The organism is Oxalicibacterium flavum (assembly GCF_014635065.1).
GTDB lineage: Bacteria > Pseudomonadota > Gammaproteobacteria > Burkholderiales > Burkholderiaceae_D > Oxalicibacterium > Oxalicibacterium flavum.
Genome location: NZ_BMCG01000003.1, coordinates 216934 through 243024 on the forward strand (window position 1 = coordinate 216934; position 26091 = coordinate 243024).

Here is a 26091-nt window from a genome sequence, read left to right on the forward strand (position 1 = left end):
TCCGACGAGAGGACAAGATGACCGATTCCAGCCAGGCCACTGCCCAGCCCCTGCCGACCGATCTGGTCGTGCACACGCAATCGCGCGTGCTCGAAATCGCCTTCGACGATGGCAAGCGCTTCTCGCTGCCGTTCGAATTCCTGCGCGTGTGCTCGCCGTCGGCCGAAGTGCGCGGCCATGCGCCAGGCCAGGAAACCTTGCAGACCGGCAAGCGCAACGTCGGCATCACGGCGGTGGAGCCGGTCGGCAACTACGGTATCAAGCCGGTGTTTTCGGACGGCCACGACAGCGGCATCTACTCGTGGGAATACCTGCATCGTCTCGGCCGCAACCAGCCGCTGATGTGGGAAGATTACCTGCGCCGGCTGGAGGCAGCCGGCTTCACGCGCGAAAGCGGACGCGACGCGCCGATGCCGGAAAACTCGGCCGGCGGTTGCAGCGTGCATTGAGCCGGTACGCAACGCATTTGCAAAGCGGCAAGTAAACTAACGTTTTTTCACGTTTTTCTAACATCTGTATAATTCAATCTCGAACCCGAACGCCATGACAAATTCCACCCATTTCGGTTACCAGACCGTTGCCGAAGAAGAGAAGGTCCACAAGGTTGCCGAAGTGTTCCATTCGGTGGCGGCCAAGTACGACGTGATGAACGACTTCATGTCGGCCGGCCTGCATCGCGTGTGGAAGGCGTTCACGATCGCCGAGGCGGGGATTCGTCCCGGCTTCAAGGTGCTCGACATCGCGGGCGGTACCGGCGACCTTGCCAAGGCGTTCGCGAAGCAGGCGGGACCCGGCGGCGAGGTGTGGCTGACCGACATCAACGAGTCGATGCTGCGTGTGGGGCGCGATCGGCTGTTGAACAAGGGGCTGATCACCCCCACATCCCTGTGTGACGCGGAGAAATTGCCGTTTCCCGACAATTACTTCGATCGCGTCAGCGTGGCCTTCGGCCTGCGCAACATGACGCACAAGGACGTGGCGCTGGCCGAGATGCGGCGCGTGCTCAAGCCCGGCGGCAAGCTGCTGGTGCTGGAATTTTCCAAGGTGTGGGAGCCGTTGAAGAAGCCCTACGACCTTTACTCGTTTTCCGTGTTGCCGTGGCTCGGCAAGCGTGTGGCGGACGATGCCGACAGCTATCGCTATCTGGCCGAGTCGATCCGCATGCACCCCGACCAGGAAACGCTGAAGGCAATGATGCAGGAGGCCGGTCTCGAAAGAGTGCGGTACTTCAATTTGACGGCCGGCGTGGCGGCATTGCACACCGGCATTAAACTCTAGGAGACAGCATGAAAAAATTACTATTGGCAGTGGCGGTCATGGTCAGCTCGATGACCTTCGTCGCTACCGAAGTCGAAGCGCGCCGCATGGGCGGCGGCGGTTCGTTCGGCAAGCAATCGCAAAGCTTCCAGCGTCCGGCGCCGGCGCAGCAGTCGCAGGCGACCAACGCCGCACGTCCGGCCACGCCGGCCAATGCAGGCGCAGCCGGTGCTGCCGGCGCCGCCGCCAAGCCCAGCATGATGCGCAACATCCTTGGCGGCGCCTTGCTCGGCCTCGGCCTGGGCGCGCTGCTGTCGCACCTCGGCATCGGCGGTGCGCTGGCCAGCATGATCAGCACCGTGCTGATGATCGCGCTGCTGGCATTCGCCGCGATGTTCATCTATCGCATGTTCAAGGCCAAAAGCGCAGGCGGCAACAATCGTCAGCCTTCCTTCGCCAACGGCTATTCGGCCAAATCGAATACGCCGGAGATCGGCTCGGGCCTGAATCAGGGTAACAACGGTTCGTCCTTCCAGCCATCCGCATTGCAATCGTCTGCGCCGTTCGGCGGTGCAGCCGCTGTTGAAGCAGATGACCGCGTGCCGGCAGATTTCGACGTGGAATCGTTCATCCGTAACGCCAAGACCTATTTCATCCGCCTGCAGGCGGCATGGGATCGCGCCGATGTGCAGGATATCCGCGAGTTCACCACGCCGGAAATGTTCGCCGAGATCAAGATGCAGCTGACCGAGCGCGGCGCGGCCGAAAACCACACCGACGTGGTGCAGCTCGATGCCGAGTTCTACGGTGTCGAAACCGTGGGCGACGAGTACATCGCCAGCATCAAGTTCAGCGGCCTGATTCGCGAATCGCAGGATACGCCGACCCAGCCGTTCACCGAAGCCTGGAACCTGTCCAAGCCGGTCAACGGCGACGGCGGCTGGGTGCTGGCCGGCATTCAGCAACTGCCTTGATGAGTTGAACGGCGATTCGCGTTTTTCGACGACGGATCGCTGGCAGCTTCGCGCTGCATACTGTTAAACTTGAAGCCGCCCGCGAATGGTCGCCGGCGGCTTCTTTTTTGCCATGACATCACTCTCGCCTGCTGCCGTTCCACCCGCTGCCATCAATCATCTGCTCGCGCAGGAATCGTGGGCGCGCGCGCTGCTCGCGCCGCATGCCGGCAAGGTCGCCGTGTTCGATGCCGGCGTGCTGGCGCTGCGGCTCAAGGTCAAGGCCGACGGCCTGCTCGAAGCGGCAAGCGCCGACGAGACGCCGGCCGTCACGATCCGCGTGCAGTTGGCCGACGTGCCGCGCATACTGCAGGATCGCGCGCGCGCGTTTTCCTACGTGAAGATCGAGGGCGACGCCGATTTCGCCAATACCATTTCGCAATTGAGCCAGTCGCTGCGCTGGGAGGTCGAGGACGACCTCGGCCGCGTGGTCGGCGACATCGCCGCGCAGCGCATCGCCGGCGGTGCGCGCGCCGCCGTGCGCAATGCGCAGGCATTGCATCGCTCGGTCACGGAAAACATCGCCGAATATTTTCTCGAGGAGAATCCCTTGCTGGTACGGCCGCGCGCGGTGCAGGAATTCACGGAAGACGTCACGCGCCTGCGCGACGACGTGGCGCGCCTTGCCAAGCGCATCGACAAGCTCAAGGGCGGCCGTCCATGATGCTCAAATTCATGCGGGTGCTGAAAATCCTGCGCGTCGCATTGCGCTACGGTCTCGACGAGATCGTCATCTCCGGTCTCGCCATTCCGCGCACCGTGCGCGTGATGGATCGCCTGATGTTCTGGCGCGACCTGTCGGCGCCGCGCGGCGAGCGCCTGCGGCTGGCGCTGGAGGAACTGGGGCCGATCTTCGTCAAGTTCGGCCAGGTGCTGTCGACGCGGCGCGACCTGATGCCGATGGATATTGCCGACGAACTGGCGCGCCTGCAGGACCGCGTGCCGCCGTTTTCGTCGGACGTCGCCATCGCGCAGATCGTCAAGTCGCTGGGAGCGCATCCGGACGAGCTGTTCGCGCGCTTCGAGCGCGAACCGGTCGCTTCGGCCTCGATCGCGCAGGTGCACTTTGCGCAGCTGCACAATGGCCGCGAGGTGGCGGTCAAGGTGCTGCGTCCCGGCATCAAGCGCTCGATCGACGACGACGTCGCGCTCATGCATATCGTCGCCAACATGATCGAGCGGCTGTGGGCCGACGGCAAGCGCCTGAAGCCGCGCGAGGTGGTGGCCGAATTCGACAAGTACCTGCACGACGAGCTCGACCTGATGCGCGAGGCGGCCAACGGCAGCCAGTTGCGCCGCAACTTCGTCGATTCCGAACTGCTGGTGGTGCCCGAGATGTTCTGGGATTTCTGCTCGACCTCGGTGATCACGATGGAACGCATGAACGGCATCCCGATCTCGCAGACCGAACGCCTGATCGCGGCTGGCGTCGATCTCAAGAAGCTCTCGCGCGACGGTGTGGAGATTTTCTTCACGCAGGTGTTCCGCGACGGCTTCTTCCATGCCGACATGCATCCGGGGAACATCCTGGTCTCGACCGATCCGGCAACCTTCGGCCGCTACATCGCGCTCGACTTCGGCATCGTCGGTACGCTGACCGATTTCGACAAGGATTACCTCGCGCAGAACTTCCTCGCCTTCTTCCGCCGCGACTACAAGCGCGTGGCCGAGGCGCACATCGAATCGGGCTGGGCGCCCAAGGAAACGCGCGTCGATGAACTCGAATCGGCGGTGCGCGCCTGCTGCGAACCGATCTTCGACCGTCCGCTGTCCGAGATTTCCTTCGGCCAGGTGCTGCTGCGCCTGTTCCAGACCTCGCGCCGTTTCAATGTCGAGGTGCAGCCGCAACTGGTGCTGCTGCAGAAGACGCTGCTGAACGTGGAAGGGCTCGGGCGCCAGCTCGATCCCGAGCTCGACCTCTGGAAGACCGCCAAGCCTTCGCTGGAAAAATGGATGAAGGAGCAGATCGGCTGGCGCGGTTTTCTCGAAAACCTGAAGACCGAGGCGCCGCGCTACAGCAAGCTGCTGCCGCAATTGCCGCGGCTCGCGCATCAGGCCCTGACCCAGGCCGCCGAGCCGCATCCCGACCATGCGGAATTGCTCAGGCGCCTGCTGGAAGAGCAGCGGCGCACCAATCTCCTGCTGGGACTCGCCGTGTATTTCGGTGGCGGACTGATCGCCGGCGGCGTGCTGGTCCTGATCCTGTTTTCCCTGGCGGCCTAGAAAAAGCGGCGCTGGCCGCGAGCGGGCATTGTTTTCGCTTGATTTCCTGGAAAACGCACTTTATTTGCGCGGCGGTTTGGCGGCCTCCGGGCCGCGAGTTTGCTACAATTGCCCGGTTTTTTTAACCCTCCGATCTCCTCGCGGCCCAGGAAATAATGGCGCTTCTCGAAATTCGCAATCTCAGCCGTCGTTTCGGCGATTACATGGCAGTCGATAACATCAGCCTTTCGATCGAGGCGGGCGAGTTCTTCACGCTGCTTGGTCCTTCGGGTTGCGGCAAGACCACGCTGCTGCGCATGATCGCCGGTTTCGATGCGCCGGATGCCGGGCAGATCCTGCTCGACTGCGTCGATCTGACCGGCGTGCCGCCCGAGCGGCGTCCGGTGCGTACCGTGTTCCAGAACTATGCGCTGTTCCCGCACATGACGGTGGCGCAGAACATCGCGTTCCCGCTCGAGATGGCGAATACGCCGAAGTCCGAGATCAAGGGCAAGGTCGATGAGGCGCTGGAAGACGTGCGCCTGATGGGATTCGCGCAGCGTTTCCCGCACGAACTGTCGGGAGGCCAGCGCCAGCGCGTTTCCATCGCGCGCGCGCTGGTCACGCATCCCAAGCTGCTGCTGCTCGACGAACCGCTGTCGGCGCTCGATGCGCAGCTGCGCGAACAGATGCAGATCGAACTGATCAACCTGCAGAAGGAAGTCGGCATCACCTTCATCTACGTCACGCACGACCAGGCAGAGGCGCTGGCGTTGTCGCACCGCATCGCGGTCATGAACCGTGGGCAGGTCGAGCAGCTCGACGAACCGACGCGCATCTACAGCTATCCGACAAGCCGCTTCGTGGCGGATTTCATCGGCACCTGCAATCTGTTCGACGGCACCGTCACGCAGATCGACGGCAACATCATGTGGCTGGACGTGCCGGGCATGGGCGCGGTCAAGGCATCCGCGGTTGCCGGTGCACGCGTCGGCCTGCGCGGCACGATCGCGCTGCGTCCAGAGAAAACGCTGGTCAGCGCCGAGATCGTGCGCGGCGTGCCGGATGAAAACCACTTCGACGGCCACGTCAAGGAACTGCTCTACATGGGCGGCGTGACCGTTTATATCGTCGAGACCGACGGCGGCGCGCGGCTCGAGACCATGCTGGCCAATTCCGCCATCGGCCGCCCGCGCTTCTTCGAGGTCGGCGACGCGGTTGACGTCGCCTGGCGTATCGACGCCGGACATTTCATCGTCGAACCCGATCATGAGTGACGCGGTAGCCAAGCCCGAGGCGAGCGCAGCGGCCGGCGGTTCGGCACGCGCCTCCTCGCTGGCCCGCTGGCTGATCAGCGGACCGCCGCTGCTCTACCTGCTGGTGTTCTTCGCGGTGCCGACGCTGATCATGGCATTCGCCGCCTTCCGCTATCCGGGCGACTACGGCGGACTGGCGCCGATCTTCACCGAGGACGGCCAGCTCGACCTGACGCTGGAAAGCTTCCAGGCCGTGTTCTCGAGCTCGATCTACCTGGCGATCTTCCTCAAGTCGCTGCTGTACGCGCTGATCACCACGCTGGTCTGCATCGCCATGGCCTATCCGGTCGCGCTGCTGATCGCGCGCAGTCCGCGCAAGTGGCGCAACCTGCTGGTGCTGCTGGTGATCCTGCCTTTCTGGAGCAACTTCCTGATCCGCATCTATGCGTGGATGATCATTCTCGGCCCGCAATCGCTGTTCACGCGCGGGCTCAACGCCGTGCTCGGCACCTTCGGCTTCGAGCCGGTCTCGCTGCTCTATAGTGCGTTCGCGGTCATCGTCGGCCTGGTCTATGTGCACCTGCCGTTCATGGTGCTGCCGCTGTACGCCAATCTCGAGAAGCACGACCCGGCACTGCTCGACGCCGCGCAGGACCTCGGCGCCAATGCCTGGCAGCGCTTCTGGCGCATCACCTTCCCGCTCTCGCTGCCCGGGGTGGTGGCCGGCTCGGCGCTGGTGTTCATTCCGGCGCTCGGCATCTTCGCCGTGTCCGATATCCTCGGCGGCACCGACGGCATCATGATCGGCAACGTCATCAAGCAGCAGTTCCTCGAGTCGCGCGACTGGCCGTTCGGCAGCGTGCTGTCGGTCATGCTGACGGTGGCGGCGCTGGCGGCGGCCGGACTCGCCGCGCTGCTGGCGCGCCCGCGCAGGAGGGCGGCATGAGCCGGATGCGTCATTCGCTGCTGCTGACGACCAGCGCGGTGCTGGTCTATGCCTTCCTCTACGTGCCGCTGGCGATCGTGGTGCTGTATTCGTTCAACGATTCGCGCCTGAATGCCGAGTGGGTCGGCTTTACGCTCGACTGGTACCGGCAGCTGTTCAACAACCAGGAAATGCTGCGCGCGGCCGGCAATTCGCTGGTCATCGCGCTGATGTCGAGCGCCGTCTCCACCGTGCTCGGCACCATGGCCGGCTTTGCGCTGCATCGCTACAAGGTCAAGGCGCTGCAGATCCTGGTGCTGACGCCGATCGCGATTCCCGAAATCCTGGTCGGCGTGTCGCTGCTGATCTTCTTCGTGATGCTGAACATGACACTCGGCATGCTGTCGATCACGCTCGCGCACATCGCGTTCAGCCTCGGCTTCGTCGCCATCGTCGTGCAGTCACGCCTGTCCGGCATGGACGAAAGCCTGACCGAAGCCGCGCGCGACTGCGGTGCCACGCCGTGGCAGGCCTTCCGCCGCGTGACGCTGCCGCTGATCATGCCGGGCGTGGTGGCGGGCGCGCTGATGGCCTTCACGCTGTCGATCGACGATTTCGTGATCACCTTCTTCACCGCCGGTGCCAACACGCAGACGCTGCCGCTGCAGATCTATTCGATGATCAAGATCGCGGTCACGCCCGAGGTCAATGCGATCTCGACGCTGCTGATGGCGCTGACGCTGGTGCTGATCGTGATCGCCTCCAAGCTGTCGCCCAACGCCTTCCGTTCATAACCTGTTCCTGATTTCATTTGCCGGGGATTCGCCATGAAAAAACTGTTTGCCGTCCTTTCTCTCCTGCTGCTCGGCGCCTCGGCGCAGGCGCAGGACAAGCTGCATCTCTACAACTGGAACAACTACCTCGGCGAGGAAACCGCCAAGCGCTTCGAGGCATCGTGCAAGTGCCAGCTCGTGCAGAGCTACTACGGCGACAACGAGGAAATGCTGGCCAAGCTGGCAGCCGGCGCCAAGGGTTACGACCTGCTGGTGCCGACCGGTAATGCGCTGCAGTCTCTGATCAAGCAGAACGCCTTGCAGCCACTCGACAAGAAGCAGCTGCCCAACCTGAAGAACCTGAATCCGCAGATGATGGATACCCAGTTCGACAAGGGCAACCAGTACTCGGTGCCGTATGCCTACACGATCACGCTGCTCGGCTACAACGAGCAGAAGATGAAGGAACTCGGCATCACCGTCGATAGCTGGGCCGCGATCTTCGACCCGGCCATCCTCGCCAAGATCAAGGGCAAGGTCACGGTGCTCGATTCGGCCAACGAGCTGATGGCAGCCGCCATGAAATATCTCGGTTACTCGATCAACGACACCGACGAGAAGAAATGGCAGGAAGCTAAAAACGTGATCCTCAAGGCCAAGCCGTACTGGGCCGCTTTCAACGGCACCAGCTACATCAAGGGCCTGACGGTCGGCGACATCTGGCTGGTGCACGGCTATTCGAACGATATCTATCAGGCTGACGAGGACGCCAAGGCGGCCGGCCGCAAGTTCCGCATCCGCCACGCGCTGCCGAAGGAGGGCGCCTCGATGTCGATCGACAGCCTGGTGATCCCCAAGGATGCGCCGCGCCCCGACCTCGCGCACAAGTTCATCAACTTCATCCTCGACGGCAAGAATGGCGCTGAGCTGAGCAACCTGGTCGGCTCGGGCAGCCCGAACAAGGCATCCGTTCCCTTCATCAAGCCCGAGATCGCCAAGAACCCGGCGATCTTCCCGGATGCAGCCACCACCGCCAGGCTGGAAATGCTGAACGACCTCAACAGCCGCCAGCGCCGCACGCTGAACCGCATCTGGACCGAGATTCGCGCACGCTGACGTTTGTTATTGTGGAAATGATATGGCCGGCGTGAGCCGGCCATTGTTTTTGAATTCGTGCAAAGTGCGGAACGTGCCGCGTTAATAAGGGTGCAACGGAAGACGATATGCGTCTTTCTGTCTGTCGCAAACGCCGATTCTGTCGGTCGTAAAACCCGAAAATGTAGTCGAAACCCTTTATAATGCAGGGTTTTGTACGATTTCTGCAGGAAGTGTGCGATGCCGATCTATGCCTACCGCTGTGTTGAATGCGATTTCGCCAAGGACGTGCTGCAAAGGATGTCCGACCCCGTGCTGACCGATTGCCCGACTTGCGGCAAGCCCGGTTTTCGCAAGCAGGTGACGGCGGCCGGTTTCCAGCTCAAGGGCACCGGCTGGTACGCCACGGATTTCAAGAATGCAGGCAGCAAGCCGGCCGCGAAGAGCGATACGGCTCCGGCCTCGGCAGCGCCCGCGGCCACGCCGGCAGCGCCTGCCGCAGACGCTGCCTGACCAATTTTCGACTGAACAAGCCATGCGCAAATATTTCATCACCGGCCTGCTGATCCTGCTGCCCCTGGCGATCACGCTGTGGGTATTGAACCTCATCATCAGCACCATGGACCAGTCGCTGCTGTTGCTGCCGGCACGCTGGCAGCCGGAGGTGCTGTTCGGCTTCCGCATTCCGGGACTGGGCACCATCCTGACGCTGCTGATCATCTTCCTGATCGGACTGGCGACGCGCAACTTCATCGGCAACAAGGTGGTGGAAATCTGGGAAAGCATCCTGCGCCGCATCCCGATCTTCAATGCCATCTATTCGAGCGTCAAGCAGGTCTCGGACACGCTGTTCTCGTCGTCCGGCAATGCCTTCCGCAAGGCGCTGCTGGTGCAGTACCCGCGCCACGGCTCGTGGACCATCGCGTTCCAGACCGGCACGCCGGGCGGCGACGTGCGCAATCACCTGACCGGCGACTACGTCAGCGTCTATGTGCCGACCACGCCTAACCCGACTTCCGGCTTCTTCCTGATGATGCCGGCGGCCGACGTGATCGAGCTCGACATGAGCGTCGACGAGGCGCTCAAGTACATCGTGTCCATGGGCGTGGTCACGCCTGGCCATTTCGAGAAGTCGCGCATTCTCGATCCCAAGAAGAATGCGGCCGGCCCGCTGCCTTAACCCTTGCACGCTGCCGTGATCGGCGGCAGATCAAACACTGAAAACCGGAACCACAATCATGTCTATGCGAACTCAATACTGCGGCCTCACCACCGAAGCGCTGCTCGGCCAAACCGTCAGCCTGTGCGGCTGGGTCCATCGTCGCCGCGATCACGGCGGCGTCATCTTCATCGACCTGCGCGATCGCGAAGGTCTGGTGCAGGTGGTCTGCGATCCCGACCGCGCCGACGTGTTCGGCAAGGCCGAGTCGGTGCGCAACGAGTTCTGCCTGCGCATCACCGGCCTGGTGCGCAACCGTCCGGAAGGCACGACCAACGCCAACCTGAAGTCCGGCAAGATCGAAGTGCTCGCGCAGGAACTGGAAATCCTGAACGCATCGGTCACGCCGCCGTTCCAGCTCGACGACGACAACCTGTCGGAAACCACGCGCCTCACGCACCGCGTGCTGGACCTGCGCCGCCCGCAGATGCAGAACAACCTGCGCCTGCGCTACCGCGTGGCGATGGAAGTGCGCAAGTTCCTCGACGAGAACGGCTTCATCGACATCGAAACGCCGATGCTGACCAAATCGACGCCCGAAGGCGCGCGCGACTACCTGGTGCCGTCGCGCGTCAACGCCGGCAACTTCTTCGCGCTGCCGCAGTCGCCGCAGCTGTTCAAGCAGTTGCTGATGGTCGCCAACTTCGACCGCTACTACCAGATCACCAAGTGCTTCCGCGACGAAGACCTGCGCGCCGACCGCCAGCCCGAGTTCACGCAGATCGACTGCGAAACCTCGTTCATGAGCGAGCAGGAAATCCGCGACCTGTTCGAGGACATGATCCGTCTCGTGTTCAAAAAGGTGCTGGACGTCGAACTGCCGAATCCGTTCCCGGTCATGGACTACGCGACCGCGATGGGCCTCTACGGCTCCGACAAGCCGGACATGCGCGTCAAGCTGCAGTTCACCGAACTGACCGACGTCATGAAGGACGTCGATTTCAAAGTCTTCTCGGGCGCCGCCAACATGGAGAACGGCCGCGTGGTCGCGCTGCGCGTGCCGGGCGGCGGTGTCATGCCGCGTTCCGAGATCGACGCCTACACGCAGTTCGTCGCCATTTATGGTGCCAAGGGTCTGGCCTACATCAAGGTCAACGAGAAGGCGAAAGGCCGTGACGGCCTGCAGTCGCCGATCGTCAAGAACATCCACGATGCCGCATTGACGAAGATTCTCGAGCTGACGGAAGCGGAAGACGGCGATCTGATCTTCTTCGGCGCCGACAAGGCCAAGGTCGTCAACGACGCCATCGGCGCGCTGCGCGTGAAGATCGGTCACAGCGAATTCGGCCGCAAGGGTGGCCTGTTCGACGATGACTGGCGTCCGCTGTGGGTGGTTGACTTCCCGATGTTCGAATTCGACGAAGACAACCAGCGCTGGACCGCAGTTCACCATCCGTTCACCGCGCCGAAGGACGGCCACGAAGACCTGATGGAAGGCAATCCGGGCAAGTGCCTGGCGAAAGCCTACGACATGGTGCTCAACGGCTGGGAGCTCGGCGGCGGCTCGGTGCGTATCCATCGTGCGGACGTGCAGAGCAAGGTGTTCAACGCGCTCAAGATCGGTGCCGAGGAAGCGCAGCTCAAGTTCGGCTTCCTGCTCGACGCGCTGCAGTACGGAGCGCCGCCGCATGGCGGCCTGGCCTTCGGCCTCGACCGCCTGGTGACCATGATGGCCGGCGCCGAATCGATCCGCGACGTGATCGCCTTCCCGAAAACCCAGCGCGCGCAATGCCTGCTGACGCAGGCGCCGTCCGAGGTCGACGAGAAGCAGCTGCGCGAACTGCACATCCGCCTGCGCAACGTCGAGCCGGCGGTCAAGGCGTAACTGCCCGTCGAGGTTTTTGCGGCATAATCGAAAGGCGCGGAATTCCGCGCCTTTTGTTTTTTGTACGTTGCAGCCTGTCCATTCACCATGTCCGACGAAACACAGAAGACCTACAAGATTCCGGAATCGGTACTCGTCGTCATCCACACCGCGCAACTCGAGGTGCTGCTGCTGGAGCGCGCCGACCGCCCGGGATTCTGGCAGTCCGTGACCGGGTCGCGCGATACGCCGGAAGAGTCGCTGAGCGCGACCGCGGTGCGCGAGGTGGAGGAAGAGACGGGCATCCGGATCGGCGCGGCGCAAACGCAAGGGCAGGCGACGGTCCCGCCATCTGCCTTGCGCGACTGGCAACTTTCCAACGTCTATGAAATCTATCCGGTGTGGCGGCATCGCTACGCACCGGGCGTGACGCGCAACACCGAGCATGTATTCGGCCTGCAGGTGCCGCGCGACATTGTGGTGCAACTGGCGCCGCGCGAGCATCTGCAATCGGCCTGGCTGCCGTGGCGCGAGGCGGCCGATCGCTGTTTCTCGGCCTCCAACGCGGAAGCGATCCTGCAATTGCCGACGCGTATCAGCCGGTGAAACAGCGCCCCTGATGTGAGGCAGCGAACGGAAGCGCGGCGTCCCCCTGCGGACAATGCTGAATGTGCATCTTGAATAATGCGCGAGTGGCACTACATGGAAAAACAACGGCTCATGCAACGTGTATGAAACTTCGTATCACGACGTACAACATCCATAAGGGCGTGTCCTCTTTCGGAGCGCGGCCCCGCATTCACGCCCTCAAGCAGGCCATCAACGCAATGCAATCGGACGTCCTGTTCCTGCAGGAAGTGCAGGGACGGCACGACCTGCATGCACTCAAGCACGCAACCGACTGGCCGGAGCTGCCGCAGCAGGATTTCCTGGCCGGCGACTCGCACCAGTGTGCCTACGGCATGAACGCCGTCTATGACCACGGCCACCATGGCAATGCGCTGCTGAGCTGCTTTCCGATCCTGTCGTCCAACAACCGCAACATCTCCGATCACAAGTACGAATCGCGCGGCATCCTGCACTGCGTGGTGCAGGCGCCGGAAGCAGAGGTGCATTGCTACGTGATCCATCTGGGACTGTTTGCCGGCAGCCGCAAGCGCCAGAACGAGGCGCTGATCGATGCCGTCAATTCGACCGCACCGTCAGGCGCGCCCATTATCATCGCCGGCGACTTCAACGACTGGAGCAACCAGTTGAGCGATGAGTTGCGCGAACGCCTCGGCGTCAGCGAGGTATTCGACGAGAACATTTCGCGGCGCGGCTTCGGTACCTACCTGCGGCAGCTGAGCGGACGCGGTACCCGGATTCAGCCGGCACGCACCTTTCCGGCCGCCATGCCGTTCCTGCAACTGGACCGCATCTATGTGCGCGGCTTCAAGGTAGAATCGGCCGAAGTCCTGCACGGCAGGATCTGGGCCAAGCTGTCCGATCACGCGCCCATCATCGCCTCGCTGGCGTTGAAATGATGCTTCGCGGTCGTATGGCCATGCGCTTCCCGGCGCATGGCGCGCGATCTTTCCGATAGTCGTTTGCCGGTTCTCCATCCATGCGCTCGGTCAGCTTCACAGGACACAACGACATCCGCCTGCTGCATTGCGGCGCCGAGTATTTCCCGGCGCTGATCGAGGCCTTCGATGCAGCGCAGATCGAAATTTATTTCGAAACCTATATCTTCGCCGCCGACGAGACCGCCGAATCGATCAAGGCCGCGCTCGGGCGTGCCGCCGCACGCGGCGTCATTGTCAATGTGCTTACCGACTGGGTCGGTACCGGCAATGCGCAGGCGCAGGCGCTGCAGCGCGATTTCGACACGCTGGGCGTGACGCATCGCAGCTTCAATCCCTGGTTCGTGCGCGGCATTGCGCGCATGCATCGCAAGCTGTGCGTGGTTGACAGGCAGGTCGCCTTCCTCGGCGGGCTCAACGTCGTCGATGATCTGCACGACGATGACGACGCCAGCATCGCGCTGCCGGCGCCACGCTGGGATTTCGGCGTGCGCATCACGGGGCCGCTGGTGGCGACCATTCATTGGGAAATGGCGGTGCACTGGGCGCGCCTCGGCAGCATCAGCTGGCGCACGCGCTGGGCCACTTTTCAGGAGCGGCGGCGCGCGCGTATCGAGGAAGCGCACGAACCGGTGGTGGCGGGACTGGTGGTGCGCGACAACCTGCGCAACCGGCGCACGATCCAGAAAGCCTATCTGCAGGCGCTGGGTGGCGCGCGGTATTCGGCGCTGCTCGCCAATCCGTATTTCGCGCCCGGCCGCAAGATGCGCCGCGCGTTGACCATCGCCGCCCGACGCGGCATCGACGTCACCTTGCTGCTCGGCGTCGGGCAATATCGCTTCCAGGACGTGATCGCACGCTCCTACTTTCCGCGCCTGCTGAAGGCCGGCGTGAGGATCGTCGAATACCGCAAGACCCAGCTGCACGGCAAGGTGGCCGTGATCGACGATCGCTGGTCAACCGTCGGTTCCAGCAACTATGACGGCTTCAGCCTCTTCGTCAACCAGGAAGCCAACGTGGTGGTGATCGATGCCGACTTCGCGCGGACGTTGCGCGCGCATATCGAGAAGGGCATTGCGGAGGGGCAGGAAGTGACGCTGGCCGACTTCGAAGGCATACCGTGGCATCGCAAGGCTTTCCATCGCATCGCCTACCTGGTCTATGCCAGCGTGCTGCGTCTGATCACCTGGGGCAAGTCGGTCGAGTAGCGCCCGCCTACGCCGAGAGGCAAATCGATTTACACTATGGAAAGTACGGGTGGTGGTACCGGGGAACGGACCGCCACCTGTGTTTTTGAGGCAACCAGCGAGCAGACATGGGCGGGCAGAGGGCCGACGCGAATCCGAACGAAGTGGTGACCGATGGCGGCCTGCCGCCTGCGGCACGCAACCGCGCGGTACTGGCGGTCGCGATGGGCGTATCGATGTCGTCGCTGGACACCGCCATCGCCAATACCGCCTTGCCCGCGATGGCCGCGCAGCTGATGGCGACGCCGGCCGATTCGGTCTGGATCGTCAATATCTATCAGCTGGCGATGGTGGCGACCCTGCTGCCCTTTGCCGCGCTGGCGGAGATCGTCAGCTACCGCCGCATCTTCATCTTCGGCCTGATCCTGTTCACGGTGGCATCGGCCGCCTGCGCGATGGCGTGGTCGCTGCCGTCGCTGGTGATCGCGCGCTTCTTCCAGGGCGTGGGCGCGGCGGCCGTGATGGGCATCAACACCGCGCTGCTGCGCGAGATCTATCCGCGCCACATGCTGGGGCGCGGACTTGGCACCAATGCACTGGTGGTAGCGGTGTCCTTTGCCGTCGGCCCGACGCTGGCTTCCACCATCCTGACGCTGTGGTCGTGGCCGTGGCTGTTTGCGATCAACCTGCCGTTCGGCGCGCTGGCGATCTACCTGGCCTGCAAGGCGCTGCCGCAAACGGCCAGGGCCGGTCACAAACTCGACGCGCTGACCGCGTTCTACAGTTTCTGCGCCTTCGGCCTGCTGATTCTGACGATCGGCGAGGGCGCGCACCTGAGCAGCGTGCGCACCGTGCTGCTCGAAGCCTGCGGCGCGCTGATCTTCTTCGTGCTGCTGCTGCGCCGGCAGGCCGGGCACCACGCGCCCATGCTGCCGGTCGATCTGTTCCGGCTGCCGCAGTTTTCGCTGTCGGCATTGACGGCGGTCTTCACCTTCGCGGCGCAGGGACTGGCCTTCGTTTCATTGCCGTTCTACTTCGAAGCAGTGCTCGGCCGTTCGGCGGTCGAGACCGGTTTTCTGCTCACACCATGGGCAGTGCTGGTCGGCGTGATGGCGCCGATCGCCGGACGCCTGAGCGACCGCTATCCGGTCGGTATCCTCGGCGGCGTCGGCACTGCCGTGCTGGCGAGCGGGCTGATGCTGATGATCTTCATGCCTGCGCATGCCAGCACCTTCGATATCTGCTGGCGCATGGCGGTCTGCGGCATCGGCTTCGGTTTCTTCCAGGCGCCCAATCTGCGTGCCATCCTGAGCAGCGCGCCGCCCTCGCGCGGCGGCGGTGCCAGCGGCGTCGTCGCGACTTCGCGCCTGATCGGCCAGGCGTCGGGCGCGGCGCTGGTCGCATTCTGCTTCACGATTTCGGCACGGCATGGCGAAACGCTGGCGCTGAGTCTGGGCGTTGCTTTTGCGGCAGCCGCCAGCGTGACCAGCTTTGCGCGCATGTTCGTGCCGGCGAAGGTGGATTGACCATGGCCGACGATTCGGTACGCATCGACAAGTGGCTGTGGGCGGCGCGCTTCTTCAAGACGCGCTCGCAGGCGACCGATGCGGTTGATGCCGGCCGCGTGCGCATCGACGGCGAACGCATGAAGCCGGCGCGCAGCGTCAAGCCGGGCGACCTGCTGCAGATCGACAATGGTTCGACCGAATGGGAAGTCGAGGTGCGCGCGCTGGCCGACAAGCGCGGTTCGGCGGAGATCGCGCAGAAGCTGTACGCAGAGACTGCCGCCAGCGTGCAGAAACGCCAGCAGGAAGCCGACCGGCGCCGCCTGTTTCGCGAGCCGGCGCAGGAAATCAAGGGGCGACCGACCAAGCGCGACCGGCGCCGTCTCGACGGCACGCGCTGAGACTCGCATCGGCAGGATGATGTCACGCGCAGGACATCATCGGCGCGGCATCATGCGGTAGTATTCTGATAAAGACAACCGCAGGAGGAGACGTTTCATGGGTCAATACATTGCGCCGTTGCGCGACATGCAATTCGTGCTGCACGAACTGCTGAACGTGTCGGATGAGTTGAAGCAACTGCCGAAATATGCCGACATCGATGCCGACATCATCAACCAGGTGCTGGAGGAAGGCGCAAGATTCACGTCGGAAATCCTTTTTCCGCTCAACCATGTGGGCGACCGCGAAGGCTGTACGCTCGATACGGCCACGCACGAGGTAACGCCACCGACCGGCTTCAAGGAAGCCTACGAGCAATACGTTGCGGCAGGCTGGCCGGCATTGGCAGCCGATCCCGAGTACGGCGGCCAGGGCCTGCCGACCGTGGTGCAGACGGTTTTCCTCGAAATGCTCAATTCCGCCAATCAGGCATGGACCATGTATCCGGGCCTGTCGCACGGCGCCTACGAATGCCTGCTCAAGCACGGCACCGACGAACAAAAATCGCTGTATCTGCCCAAGCTGGTGTCCGGCGAGTGGACCGGCACCATGTGCCTGACCGAGGCGCATTCGGGCACCGATCTGGGACTGCTGCGCACCAGGGCCGAACCGCAGGGCGACGGCTCCTACAAGATCACCGGCAACAAGATTTTCATCTCGGCCGGCGAGCACAACATGTCGCACAACATCGTGCACCTGGTGCTGGCGCGATTGCCCGATGCGCCGGCCGGCACCCACGGCATCTCGCTGTTTCTGGTGCCCAAGTTCCTGCCCAAGGAAGACGGCACGCCGGGTGAGCGCAATCCGATCTTTTGCGGCGCGCTGGAAGAGAAGATGGGCATCCACGGCAATGCCACCTGCCAGATGAACATCGACGGCGCCCGGGGCTGGCTGATCGGCGAACCCAACAAGGGTTTGAATGCGATGTTCGTGATGATGAACGCCGCGCGCCTCGGCGTCGGCGTGCAGTCGCTGGGCCTGACCGAAGTGGCCTACCAGAACGCGCTGATCTACGCCAAGGACCGCCTGCAGATGCGCAGCCTGAGCGGCCCCAAGGCGACCGACAAGCCGGCCGACCCGATCATCGTGCACCCGGACGTGCGGCGCATGCTGCTGACCGCGCGCGCCTATGCCGAGGGCGGCCGCGCGTTCAGCGCCTACGTCGCCTTGCAGATCGATCGCGAGTTGAACCATCCCGACGAGAAGGTGCGGCAGGAAGCGGCCGACGAGGTGGCGCTGCTGACGCCCATCATCAAGGCCTTCCTGACCGACAACGGCTGGATTTCGACCTCGGAAGCGATGCAGGTCTATGGCGGCCACGGCTTCATCGCCGAATGGGGCATGGAGCAGTACGTGCGCGACTCGCGCATCAACATGATCTACGAAGGCACCAACACCATCCAGTCGCTCGACCTGCTGGGCCGCAAGATCCTGCAGGACAACGGCGTCAAGCTGCGCAAGCTGGGCGAGAAGATCCGCAGCTACGTCGAGGAAAACGGCCTCGATGAATCGCTGTCCGAGTTCATCACGCCGCTGGCCGATCTGGCCGCCAAGGTCGAGAAGCTGACGGTCGAGATCGGCATGAAGGCGATGCGCAATCCGGATGAGGTCGGTGCGGCGGCGGTGCCGTATCTGCGCGTGGTCGGCCACCTGATCTATGCCTATCTGTTCACGCGCATGGCCAAGATCGCGCTCGACAAGCGTGCCGAGGACGAGCGTTTCTATACCGCCAAGCTGGCGACGGCACGTTTCTACTTCGCGCGCCTGCTGCCGGAAACCGCCATGCTGATCCGCCAGGCACGCGCCGGTTCGGACAGCCTGATGGCGCTGGATGCCGAGCTGTTCTAGCCACACATCCGTTGCTTTGATCGTCGATATCGGGCAGGTGCATGCAGCATCGCATGCGCTGCCTTCTGTTCTGAAAGGCCTTGCATGAGCAACTTCATCATCAAGAAAGTCGCGGTCCTTGGCGCCGGCGTGATGGGCGCGCAGATCGCCGCGCATTGCGTCAACGCCAAAGTGCCGGTCATCCTGTTCGATCTGCCGGCGAAGGAAGGGCCGAAGAACGGCATCGTCCTGCGCGCGATCGACAACCTGAAGAAGCTCAGTCCCGCAGCACTGGGCACGCCCGAGCTTGCGGCGCAGATCGAGATCGGCAATTACGAGGACGACCTGGCGTGCCTTGGCGAATGCGACCTCATCATCGAGGCGATCGCAGAGCGCATGGAATGGAAGCACGATCTGTACAAGAAGGTGGCGCCGCACATCGCCGAACATGCGATCTTCGCCACCAATACCTCGGGCCTGTCGATCACCGCGCTGGCCGAAGGATTCGATGAGGCGCTCAAGCAGCGCTTCTGCGGCGTGCATTTCTTCAATCCGCCGCGCTACATGCATCTGCTCGAACTGATCCCGACCGCCGACACGCGGCCGGAGATACTCGACCAGCTCGAAGCCTTTCTGACCACCACGCTCGGCAAGGGCGTGGTGCGTGCCTTCGATACGCCCAACTTCATCGCCAACCGCGTTGGCATCTTCGGCATGCTGGCCACCATCATCGAGGCCGAGAAGTTCGGCCTGACGGTCGATGTGGTTGACGATCTGACCGGCAGCAAACTCGGCCGCGCCAAGTCCGGCACCTTCCGCACCGCCGACGTGGTCGGGCTCGATACGATGTCGCATGTGATCCGCACCATGCAGGACAACCTGCAGGACGATCCCTTCTACGCCGTCTATCGCACGCCGGAACTGGTCGGCAAACTGATCGAAGGCGGTGCGCTGGGGCAGAAGAGCGGGGCCGGCTTCTACAAGAAGGTCGGCAAGGACATTTTGCGTATCGACGCAAAAGCGGAACCTGCCACGATTGATTATGTGCCGAGCGGTGCCAAGGCCGACGACCTGATCGGCCGCATCCTCAAGGAGAAGGACGCGGCCAAGCGCATGAAGGCGCTGCACGATTCGAGCAATCCGCAGGCGCAGTTCCTGTGGGCGATCTTCCGCGACATGTTCCACTACATCGCCGTGCACCTCGAGGACATCGCCGACAATGCGCGCGATATCGATTTCGCCATGCGTTGGGGTTACGGCTGGAATCTCGGCCCGTTCGAGATCTGGCAGGCGGCGGGCTGGGCGCAGATCGCGCAATGGGTCAAGGAAGACATCGATGCCGGCAAGGCATTGAGCCGCGCGCCGCTGCCGGCCTGGGTGTTCGACGGACGGCGCGGCGTGCATGTGGAAGACGGCTCATGGTCGCCTTCGCAGCGCAAGGTGGTGCCGCGCTCGGCGTTGCCGGTGTATGCGCGGCAGGCATTCCGCGCTGGCGTGTTTGGCGACCACGGTGTCGGAGGCGGTGCTGCAGGCAATACCGTGTTCGAGGACGAATCGGTGCGCTTGTGGCATCAGGACGACGACGTGCTGGTGCTGTCCTTCAAGACCAAGATGCACGTGATCGGACCGGGTGTGACCGCCGGCATTCACAAGGCGATCGCGGAAGCCGAGGCCAATTACAAGGGGCTCGTGATCTGGCATGCCGATGCGGCGGAAGGCGGAGCCTTTTCGGCCGGTGCCGATCTGCAATCCATGCTGCCGCTGTTCATGTCGGGCGGCACCAAGGCGATCGAGCCGGAAGTCGTCAAGTTGCAGCAGGCGCATCAGGCACTCAAATACGCCAACGTGCCGGTAGTGGCCGCGGTGGCCGGCCTGGCGCTCGGCGGCGGCTGCGAGTTATTGCTGCATGCAACGCGCCGTGTCGCCGCGCTCGAATCGTACATCGGTCTGGTGGAAGTCGGCGTGGGCCTGATCCCCGCGGGCGGCGGCCTGAAGGAGATCGCCGTGCGCGCTGCGGATGCGGCCAGAGGAAACGACATCCTGCAATTCCTCAAGCACAGCTACATGCATGCCGCCACCGCTGCCGTCTCGCGTTCGGCGCTGGAAGCACAGAGCATGGGCTACCTGAAGAACGACGATGTCATCGTCTTCAATCCCTATGAACTACTGCACGTGGCGAAGAGCCAGGTGCTTGCCCTGCACGAAGCAGGCTATCGTCCGCCACGCAGGACACTGGTGCCGGTGATCGGCCGTTACGGCATCGCCACCATCGGCGCACAGCTGATCAACATGCGCGATGGCGGCTTCATCTCGTCGCACGATTACAAGCTCGGCCTGATGATCGCCGAGATCGTCAGCGGCGGCGATCTGGATGCCGGCAGCCTGGTCGACGAGCAATGGCTGCTCGACCACGAACGCAAGGCATTCATGGAACTGCTCGATCATCCGAAGACGCAGGAGCGCATCATGGGCATGATGCAGACCGGCAAGCCCGTGCGGAATTGAAGGGGCGATAAAGCTACTGCGCGAACCAATCCCGACACTGCGATGCTCGCCGTACATCGGTACGGCTGCGCTTCTCGCGCCGGCCTTGATTCGCTCGCTACGTTTTCTCCCCTTCCGAAGCTGATTAAAGAATCCATTCTCCTTGGAGCACAAGATGAGCAAACAACTTCAGGATGCCTACATCGTCGCCGCCACCCGCACGCCGATCGGCAAGGCACCGCGCGGCATGTTCCGTAACACGCGTCCCGACGACCTGCTGGTGCGCGTGCTGCAGTCGGCGCTGGCGCAGGTGCCGTCGCTCGATCCGGATGTGATCGAAGACGCCATCGTCGGCTGCTCGTTCCCGGAAGCCGAGCAGGGTCTGAACATGGCGCGCATGAGTGTGCTGCTCGCGGGTCTGCCGCAGACGGTCGGCGGCGTCACGGTCAACCGCTATTGCGCGTCGGGCCTGACGGCGCTGGCGATGGCGGCCGATCGCATTCGCGTCGGCGAGGCCGACGTCATCATCGCCGCCGGTGCCGAATCGATGTCCATGGTGCCGATGATGGGTCACCATCCATCGATGAACATGGGCATCTTCAAGGACGAGAACGTCGGCATGGCCTATGGCATGGGCCTGACCGCCGAGAAGGTCGCCGCGCAGTGGAAGGTCTCGCGCGAGGCGCAGGATGAATTCGCGCTGAATTCGCACCTGAAGGCACTGGCTGCGCAGCAGGCCGGCCAGTTCAACGACGAGATGACCGAGGTCGAGATCGTCACGCGCACGCCCAACCTTGCTAACGGCGAGATCGACATCGCCACCCGCATCGTCAACATGGACGAAGGCGCGCGCGCCGACACCAGCCTGGAAGCCCTGGCAAAACTCAAGCCGGTGTTCTCGCCCAAGGGCTCGGTCACCGCCGGCAACAGTTCGCAGACCTCGGACGGTGCCGGCGCACTGATCGTCGTCAGCGAAAAGATCCTCAGGCAGTTCAACCTGACGCCGCTGGCGCGCTTCGTCTCGTTCTCGGTGCGCGGTGTGCCGCCCGAGATCATGGGCATTGGCCCCAAGGAGGCGATTCCTGCCGCCCTGCGCGCGGCCGGCCTCAAGCAGGACCAGATGGACTGGATCGAACTCAACGAAGCCTTCGCCGCCCAGGCGCTGGCCGTGATCCACGACCTCGGCCTCGATCCCGCCAAGGTCAACCCCATGGGCGGCGCCATCGCCCTCGGCCACCCGCTCGGCGCCACCGGCGCCATCCGCTCCGCTACCGTCGTTCATGCCCTGCGCCGCAACAAGCTCAAGTACGGCATGGTGACGATGTGCGTGGGAACGGGGATGGGCGCGGCGGGGATTTTTGAGCGTATGTAATATCTATCAGCTTCAATAAAAACCGCAGCCTCAAAAGGCTGCGGTTTTTATTTGAGAATCGCTTGGGGAAGCCGGTCGTCCGAACGGTATGTTATAGGCCCTCGTTGAAAAGATGGTCATATGGGCAACCTGTCGTATTTCTGGAAATATTTGCCAAGCTGTCGTCTTTGTCGAGCCGCGCGTATACACTCTCTTGCGCTTGAGCGTCGGCCACCGTTCCTGATTCTCCTTACATATCCATGTTCTCCTCATTGTTCATCTCTCTTCTTCGGGGTGCCTCTCGCCTGTTGAGCTACCTGCAGCCGCGCCATCTAGCGCAGTATCCCGGTCATCCGGCTCCGGTGGCATTTCTTGGCGAAGAAGTGGACGCCCGGTCACAAGTATGTGCGCTCCAGCCGATTCCCGAGCACATCTGGACGTATTGGGATTCGGAGAGGCCGGATGCATTGGTGGATCAATGCATTGCGAACTGGCGAGCGCACAATCCGGGTTTCGAAATCCATGTTCTCAACAGTCAGAACATGGGCGTTCATATTCCGCAGGAAGATATTCCGGCGGTGTTTGGCGAGCTGCATCCGACCAAGCGCTCGGACTGGATACGTCTCTATCTTGTCAGTCGTTATGGCGGTTACTGGCTGGATGCTTCGATTCTGCTGACGTGCTCGCTGGGCTGGCTGGAATCGCAGCGGTGCGTGCAGGGAGCTGAAGCTGTCGGCTTCTATCTGGAAGGCTATACGCATGACGTGCGTTTCCCGGTCGTGGAAAGCTGGGCATTCGGTGCGCCGGCGAATTCGCCGTTCATGATCGCCTGGCAGCGGGAGTTTCATCGTGCCTTGATCGAGGTCGGTACCGAATCCTATCTGGATGCGTTGCGCAGCCGTGAAGATGGCACGACCGTGTTGCAGGGGATTGCCGATCCGGCCTATCTGCTGATTCACGTCGCCGCGCAACAGGTACTGCGCCGTTCCAACGGCTACCGCCTTGCCTTGTTCAAGGCGGAAGACACTGCCTATTTCTATCAGAAGGCGCTTGGCTGGAAATGGTATTGGTTGTATGCGCGGCTGTGTCTTGTCAATAGTGAGCCCGTACCTGCACCGCTGGTCAAGTTGCGCGGCGGCGAGCGACGGCACTTTGCTGAACTTTTCACTCAATATGGCGGCCCGGACAATGCCAGTATCTGGCAACTGGCTTGCCAAGACTTGGGCAATGCCGATGCCGATAATTCTCAGATGCTTGTCGATAAACCGCCCTGCCACACATCCTAGATGCGCGTCCCTTTGATCATTTAGCATCGCTTGCATGGAAAGATAAGCCGCAGTGCCAGCAGGCCTGCGGCTTTTTTCATGGCGGCATGCGTAGTGCACTGCCGTGGTGCAAGGCGCACCATGCGAATGCCGCAATCCGTGAACCAGCGATCTTCCTTTCCATTCATGCCTTTTAAACGCGGCTCACGCGCTTTGCTGACATGGCACAGACCTTGCTGAATGGTAGTCGTGCTTGTACACAAGAAGGTATTCCAGTTTTGAGCATCCTTCTTGCGTGCTTGCGGCCGCCATTCACCGACTTCCAAAGGAACAGCCATGCAGACTCGCAGACATTTCATCGCCACCCTCATTGCCGCTTCGCTCGCGGCGGCCGGATCAGGTTCGGTACTGGCAGCGGATCAGGTCATCCGTGTCGGTACTCTGAAGCTGATGCATGGCATCACACCGTATTTCTACGACAAGTTCACGCCGCCCGGCTACAAGATCGAGGTGATTCCCTTCGAGACGCCGACTGACGGCAAGAATGCCGTGGTGACCAAGTCCGTCGATTTCGGCACCTACGGTCTGGCGGCAGCCACGCTGGGTGCCGCCGCGGGCGAGCCGGTAGTGGTTGTGGCGGCGCAGTGCAATCGCGGCATGGCAGTGGTTGCGCGCGCCGATGGCAAGATTTCCTCGATCAAGGATCTGAAAGGCCAACGCGTCGGCATCCTGCCGGGCTCGACGCAGGAAGTCGTGATCCTCGACCGTCTCAAGCAGGAGGGCATGACCGTCAAGGACATCAAGCCGGTGCGCGTGTCGTTCAGCGAGATGGCGTCGGCACTGGAGCGCGGCGATGTGGATGCCTACGTGGGGGCGGAACCTGGTCCATCGATCAGCGTCGGCAAGGGAATCGGCAAGATCGTTGAGTATCCGTATTCGACGCCGACCGGCAGCGTCAACATGGTGATGACGACCCATGCCGATACGGTCAAGAACAAGCCCGAACTGATCAAGGTATTCCTGAAGATTCATCAGCAGGCGACCGATTACGTGATGGCCAATCGTTCGGCATTTGTCGATATGTCGGTGCAGAAGCTGGGTTTGCCGGCAAAGACTGCGGAGCTGGCAGCACCCAACGTGGAGCTGACCTGGAAAGTCGATGACGACTGGACCAAGCGTGCCAAATACTACGGCTCGCAGATGCTGGACAAGAAGCAGATTCGCCGGCTGCCCGACTACAACGCCTTCATCGAAACGGGTTTCGTGAAGCAGATTCAGTAATCATTTTCGGGAAGGAGCTGTCGTGGGACAAGCTGCATTGACGATGCGAACGGGGCGGGCCGGCCATGCGTGGCGGCCGGCGCGATTCGTCACCCCTCTGGTCATGCCATTGCTGTTACTGGTGGCATGGGATATTGCGGTCAGGATGACAGGCACGTTGCTGATTCCGTCGCCGCGCGAAGTCGGTTTGATGCTGTGGGATTTCGCCTTTGGCGGCGTGTATGACGATGCCTTCAGCGAAACCCTGTCGCTGCATCTGTGGAAGTCAGTGACGCGGGTCTATGGCGGCTTTCTTGCTGCGGCACTGGTCGGCATTCCGCTGGGCTTGCTGATCGGCCGCATCCGCGTGATTCGCGAACTGCTGGACCCGACCCTGCAACTGCTGCGTCCGGTGCCGGTCACGGCCTGGTTGCCGCTGTCGATGATCTTCTTCGGCATCGGCCCGAATGCGGCCATCTTCCTGGTCTTCCTGGGGGCTTTCTATCCGATCGTCTTCAATACCATCTTTGGCGTGAAGTCGGTGGACAACCGCTTGTTCGAGGCGGCGCAGATGCTGGGTTGCACGGGTTCGGCGATGTTCCGCCAGGTGGTGCTGCCGGCCGCCACGCCGTCGATCCTCAACGGCTTGCGGCTCGGTCACGGTTTTGCCTGGATCCTGATCGTGGTGGGCGAGATGACCGGCGTGCCGGAAGGCCTGGGTGCTGTGATCATGGATGGCCGCATGTTGTCGCGTACCGATCTGGTCATTGCAGGCATGATCGTCATCGGCATCACCGGCTATACGACCGACCGCCTGCTGGTCATGTTGAACAACCGTCTTCTCAAATGGAGCCCGCAGCATCATGTCTGAAATCTATGCGGAGCGCCGGCCCCTACCGGCGATCGACATCAAGGGTGTCAGCAAGGTCTTCTCGATTGGCGGCAACACCGTGCACGCACTGCGCGACGTCAATCTCACCATCAACAAGGGCGAGTTCGTCTGCCTGATCGGTGCGTCGGGATGCGGAAAATCGACGCTGTTGCGCATCATGGCGGGATTCGAGACGGTTTCGTCGGGCACCGCCAGCATGTACGGCATGCCGATCGACGGCCCGAGTCCGGAACGCGGCATGGTGTTCCAGGATTACGGTCTGTTCCCGTGGCTGACGGTGAAGGAGAACATCGGCTTCGGTCAGCGTCAGCGTAATCTGCCGAAGGCGAAGCTCGACGAGATCGCCATGCATTACACCGACATGGTTGGGCTCGGCAAATTTGCCGATTACTATCCCGGCCAACTCTCGGGTGGCATGAAGCAGCGCGTGGCGATCGCGCGCGTGCTGGCCAACGATTGCGAGGTGTTGCTGATGGACGAGCCGTTCGGTGCACTGGACGCCCTGACCCGTGAGAAACTGCAGCAGGATCTGCTGGAAATATGGGCGCGTACCAAGGTCACCGTGGTGTTCGTCACACATGCGGTGGAGGAGGCCGTGATGCTGTCGGATCGCGTGGTGGTGATGACGGCGGGGCCGGGACGCATCGAGAAGGATATCCGCCTCGAACTGCCGCGTCCGCGCGACATCACGGCCATCGAATTCAACGAAGTGCGCCGCGACATGACGCAGTATCTGACCAGTCACGTTTCGAGCCGGGTTGCGGCATGAA

At 62.5% G+C, this 26091-nt stretch carries 25 protein-coding genes; 24 read left to right on the forward strand and 1 reads right to left on the reverse strand.

Annotated features, from left to right (window positions below; all coding sequences use genetic code 11):
* Positions 1–17 precede the first annotated feature (17 nt).
* The 21 genes from IEV38_RS08060 (at position 18) to IEV38_RS08160 (ending at position 23190) form a co-directional block, all read left to right on the forward strand.
* Entirely contained in the window at positions 18–449 is a 432-nt protein-coding gene (locus IEV38_RS08060; protein ID WP_188395676.1) for a gamma-butyrobetaine hydroxylase family protein, read from the forward strand.
* Positions 450–543: 94 nt separating this feature from the next.
* Positions 544–1278, forward strand: coding sequence for a bifunctional demethylmenaquinone methyltransferase/2-methoxy-6-polyprenyl-1,4-benzoquinol methylase UbiE (gene ubiE / locus IEV38_RS08065; RefSeq protein WP_188395677.1), 735 nt, complete (start codon positions 544–546; stop codon positions 1276–1278).
* Between the two features lie 8 nt (positions 1279–1286).
* Entirely contained in the window at positions 1287–2231 is a 945-nt protein-coding gene (locus IEV38_RS08070; RefSeq protein ID WP_188395678.1) for a Tim44 domain-containing protein, read from the forward strand.
* Between the two features lie 112 nt (positions 2232–2343).
* A complete protein-coding gene (locus IEV38_RS08075; RefSeq protein ID WP_188395679.1) occupies positions 2344–2934 on the forward strand; it encodes a ubiquinone biosynthesis accessory factor UbiJ in 591 nt (196 codons plus the stop codon).
* Positions 2931–4493 carry a ubiquinone biosynthesis regulatory protein kinase UbiB gene (ubiB, locus tag IEV38_RS08080; protein WP_188395680.1) on the forward strand — a complete coding sequence of 521 codons (1563 nt, stop codon included), beginning with the start codon at positions 2931–2933 and terminating at the stop codon, positions 4491–4493. Before IEV38_RS08075 ends, ubiB begins: the two co-directional genes overlap by 4 nt.
* Positions 4494–4648: 155 nt before the next feature.
* Entirely contained in the window at positions 4649–5749 is a 1101-nt protein-coding gene (locus IEV38_RS08085) for an ABC transporter ATP-binding protein (protein WP_188395681.1), read from the forward strand.
* Complete coding sequence (locus IEV38_RS08090) at positions 5742–6674, forward strand: ABC transporter permease (RefSeq protein ID WP_188395682.1); 933 nt, start codon at positions 5742–5744, stop codon at positions 6672–6674. The genes IEV38_RS08085 and IEV38_RS08090 overlap by 8 nt, the downstream gene beginning before the upstream one ends.
* Complete coding sequence (locus IEV38_RS08095; protein ID WP_229728941.1) at positions 6671–7447, forward strand: ABC transporter permease; 777 nt, start codon at positions 6671–6673, stop codon at positions 7445–7447. Before IEV38_RS08090 ends, IEV38_RS08095 begins: the two co-directional genes overlap by 4 nt.
* A 33-nt stretch (positions 7448–7480) precedes the next feature.
* Positions 7481–8542 (forward strand): ABC transporter substrate-binding protein, encoded by a 1062-nt coding sequence (locus tag IEV38_RS08100; RefSeq protein ID WP_188395683.1) that lies wholly within the window; start codon positions 7481–7483, stop codon positions 8540–8542.
* 219 nt (positions 8543–8761) lie between these two features.
* Positions 8762–9034: an FmdB family zinc ribbon protein gene (locus tag IEV38_RS08105; protein ID WP_188395684.1), complete on the forward strand. Its 273-nt coding sequence runs from the start codon at positions 8762–8764 to the stop codon at positions 9032–9034.
* Between the two features lie 22 nt (positions 9035–9056).
* Entirely contained in the window at positions 9057–9701 is a 645-nt protein-coding gene (locus IEV38_RS08110; RefSeq protein WP_188395685.1) for a DUF502 domain-containing protein, read from the forward strand.
* A 58-nt stretch (positions 9702–9759) separates the two neighbouring features.
* Positions 9760–11565, forward strand: a complete 1806-nt coding sequence (gene aspS, locus IEV38_RS08115; RefSeq protein WP_188395686.1) for an aspartate--tRNA ligase — start codon at positions 9760–9762, stop codon at positions 11563–11565.
* A gap of 87 nt (positions 11566–11652) precedes the next feature.
* On the forward strand, positions 11653–12150 hold the full coding sequence (gene nudB, locus IEV38_RS08120) for a dihydroneopterin triphosphate diphosphatase (protein WP_188395687.1): 498 nt from the start codon (positions 11653–11655) through the stop codon (positions 12148–12150).
* Between the two features lie 125 nt (positions 12151–12275).
* Positions 12276–13070: an endonuclease/exonuclease/phosphatase family protein gene (locus tag IEV38_RS08125; protein WP_188395688.1), complete on the forward strand. Its 795-nt coding sequence runs from the start codon at positions 12276–12278 to the stop codon at positions 13068–13070.
* An 80-nt stretch (positions 13071–13150) separates the two neighbouring features.
* On the forward strand, positions 13151–14317 hold the full coding sequence (locus IEV38_RS08130) for a phospholipase D-like domain-containing protein (RefSeq protein ID WP_188395689.1): 1167 nt from the start codon (positions 13151–13153) through the stop codon (positions 14315–14317).
* A 107-nt stretch (positions 14318–14424) separates the two neighbouring features.
* Positions 14425–15822, forward strand: a complete 1398-nt coding sequence (locus tag IEV38_RS08135; protein ID WP_188395690.1) for an MFS transporter — start codon at positions 14425–14427, stop codon at positions 15820–15822.
* A 2-nt stretch (positions 15823–15824) separates the two neighbouring features.
* The gene (locus tag IEV38_RS08140) at positions 15825–16202 is read left to right on the forward strand and encodes an RNA-binding S4 domain-containing protein (protein ID WP_188395691.1); all 378 of its coding nucleotides are present in this window, start codon (positions 15825–15827) and stop codon (positions 16200–16202) included.
* A gap of 97 nt (positions 16203–16299) precedes the next feature.
* Complete coding sequence (locus IEV38_RS08145) at positions 16300–18090, forward strand: acyl-CoA dehydrogenase C-terminal domain-containing protein (RefSeq protein ID WP_188395692.1); 1791 nt, start codon at positions 16300–16302, stop codon at positions 18088–18090.
* A gap of 84 nt (positions 18091–18174) precedes the next feature.
* Positions 18175–20574: a 3-hydroxyacyl-CoA dehydrogenase/enoyl-CoA hydratase family protein gene (locus IEV38_RS08150; protein ID WP_188395693.1), complete on the forward strand. Its 2400-nt coding sequence runs from the start codon at positions 18175–18177 to the stop codon at positions 20572–20574.
* A gap of 154 nt (positions 20575–20728) precedes the next feature.
* Complete coding sequence (locus tag IEV38_RS08155) at positions 20729–21925, forward strand: acetyl-CoA C-acyltransferase (protein ID WP_188395694.1); 1197 nt, start codon at positions 20729–20731, stop codon at positions 21923–21925.
* A gap of 287 nt (positions 21926–22212) precedes the next feature.
* Positions 22213–23190, forward strand: a complete 978-nt coding sequence (locus tag IEV38_RS08160; RefSeq protein ID WP_229728942.1) for a glycosyltransferase family 32 protein — start codon at positions 22213–22215, stop codon at positions 23188–23190.
* 20 nt (positions 23191–23210) lie between these two features.
* Here IEV38_RS08160 and IEV38_RS08165 read toward each other — a convergent pair whose 3' ends face one another.
* Positions 23211–23507 (reverse strand): hypothetical protein, encoded by a 297-nt coding sequence (locus IEV38_RS08165; RefSeq protein ID WP_188395696.1) that lies wholly within the window; start codon positions 23505–23507, stop codon positions 23211–23213.
* Here IEV38_RS08165 and IEV38_RS08170 point away from each other — a divergent pair.
* The 3 genes from IEV38_RS08170 (at position 23506) to IEV38_RS08180 (ending at position 26090) form a co-directional block, all read left to right on the forward strand.
* Positions 23506–24450: an ABC transporter substrate-binding protein gene (locus IEV38_RS08170; protein WP_188395697.1), complete on the forward strand. Its 945-nt coding sequence runs from the start codon at positions 23506–23508 to the stop codon at positions 24448–24450. The genes IEV38_RS08165 and IEV38_RS08170 overlap by 2 nt on opposite strands.
* A gap of 103 nt (positions 24451–24553) precedes the next feature.
* Positions 24554–25300, forward strand: coding sequence for an ABC transporter permease (locus IEV38_RS08175; RefSeq protein ID WP_229728943.1), 747 nt, complete (start codon positions 24554–24556; stop codon positions 25298–25300).
* Entirely contained in the window at positions 25293–26090 is a 798-nt protein-coding gene (locus IEV38_RS08180; protein ID WP_188395698.1) for an ABC transporter ATP-binding protein, read from the forward strand. The genes IEV38_RS08175 and IEV38_RS08180 overlap by 8 nt, the downstream gene beginning before the upstream one ends.
* Position 26091 lies beyond the last annotated feature (1 nt).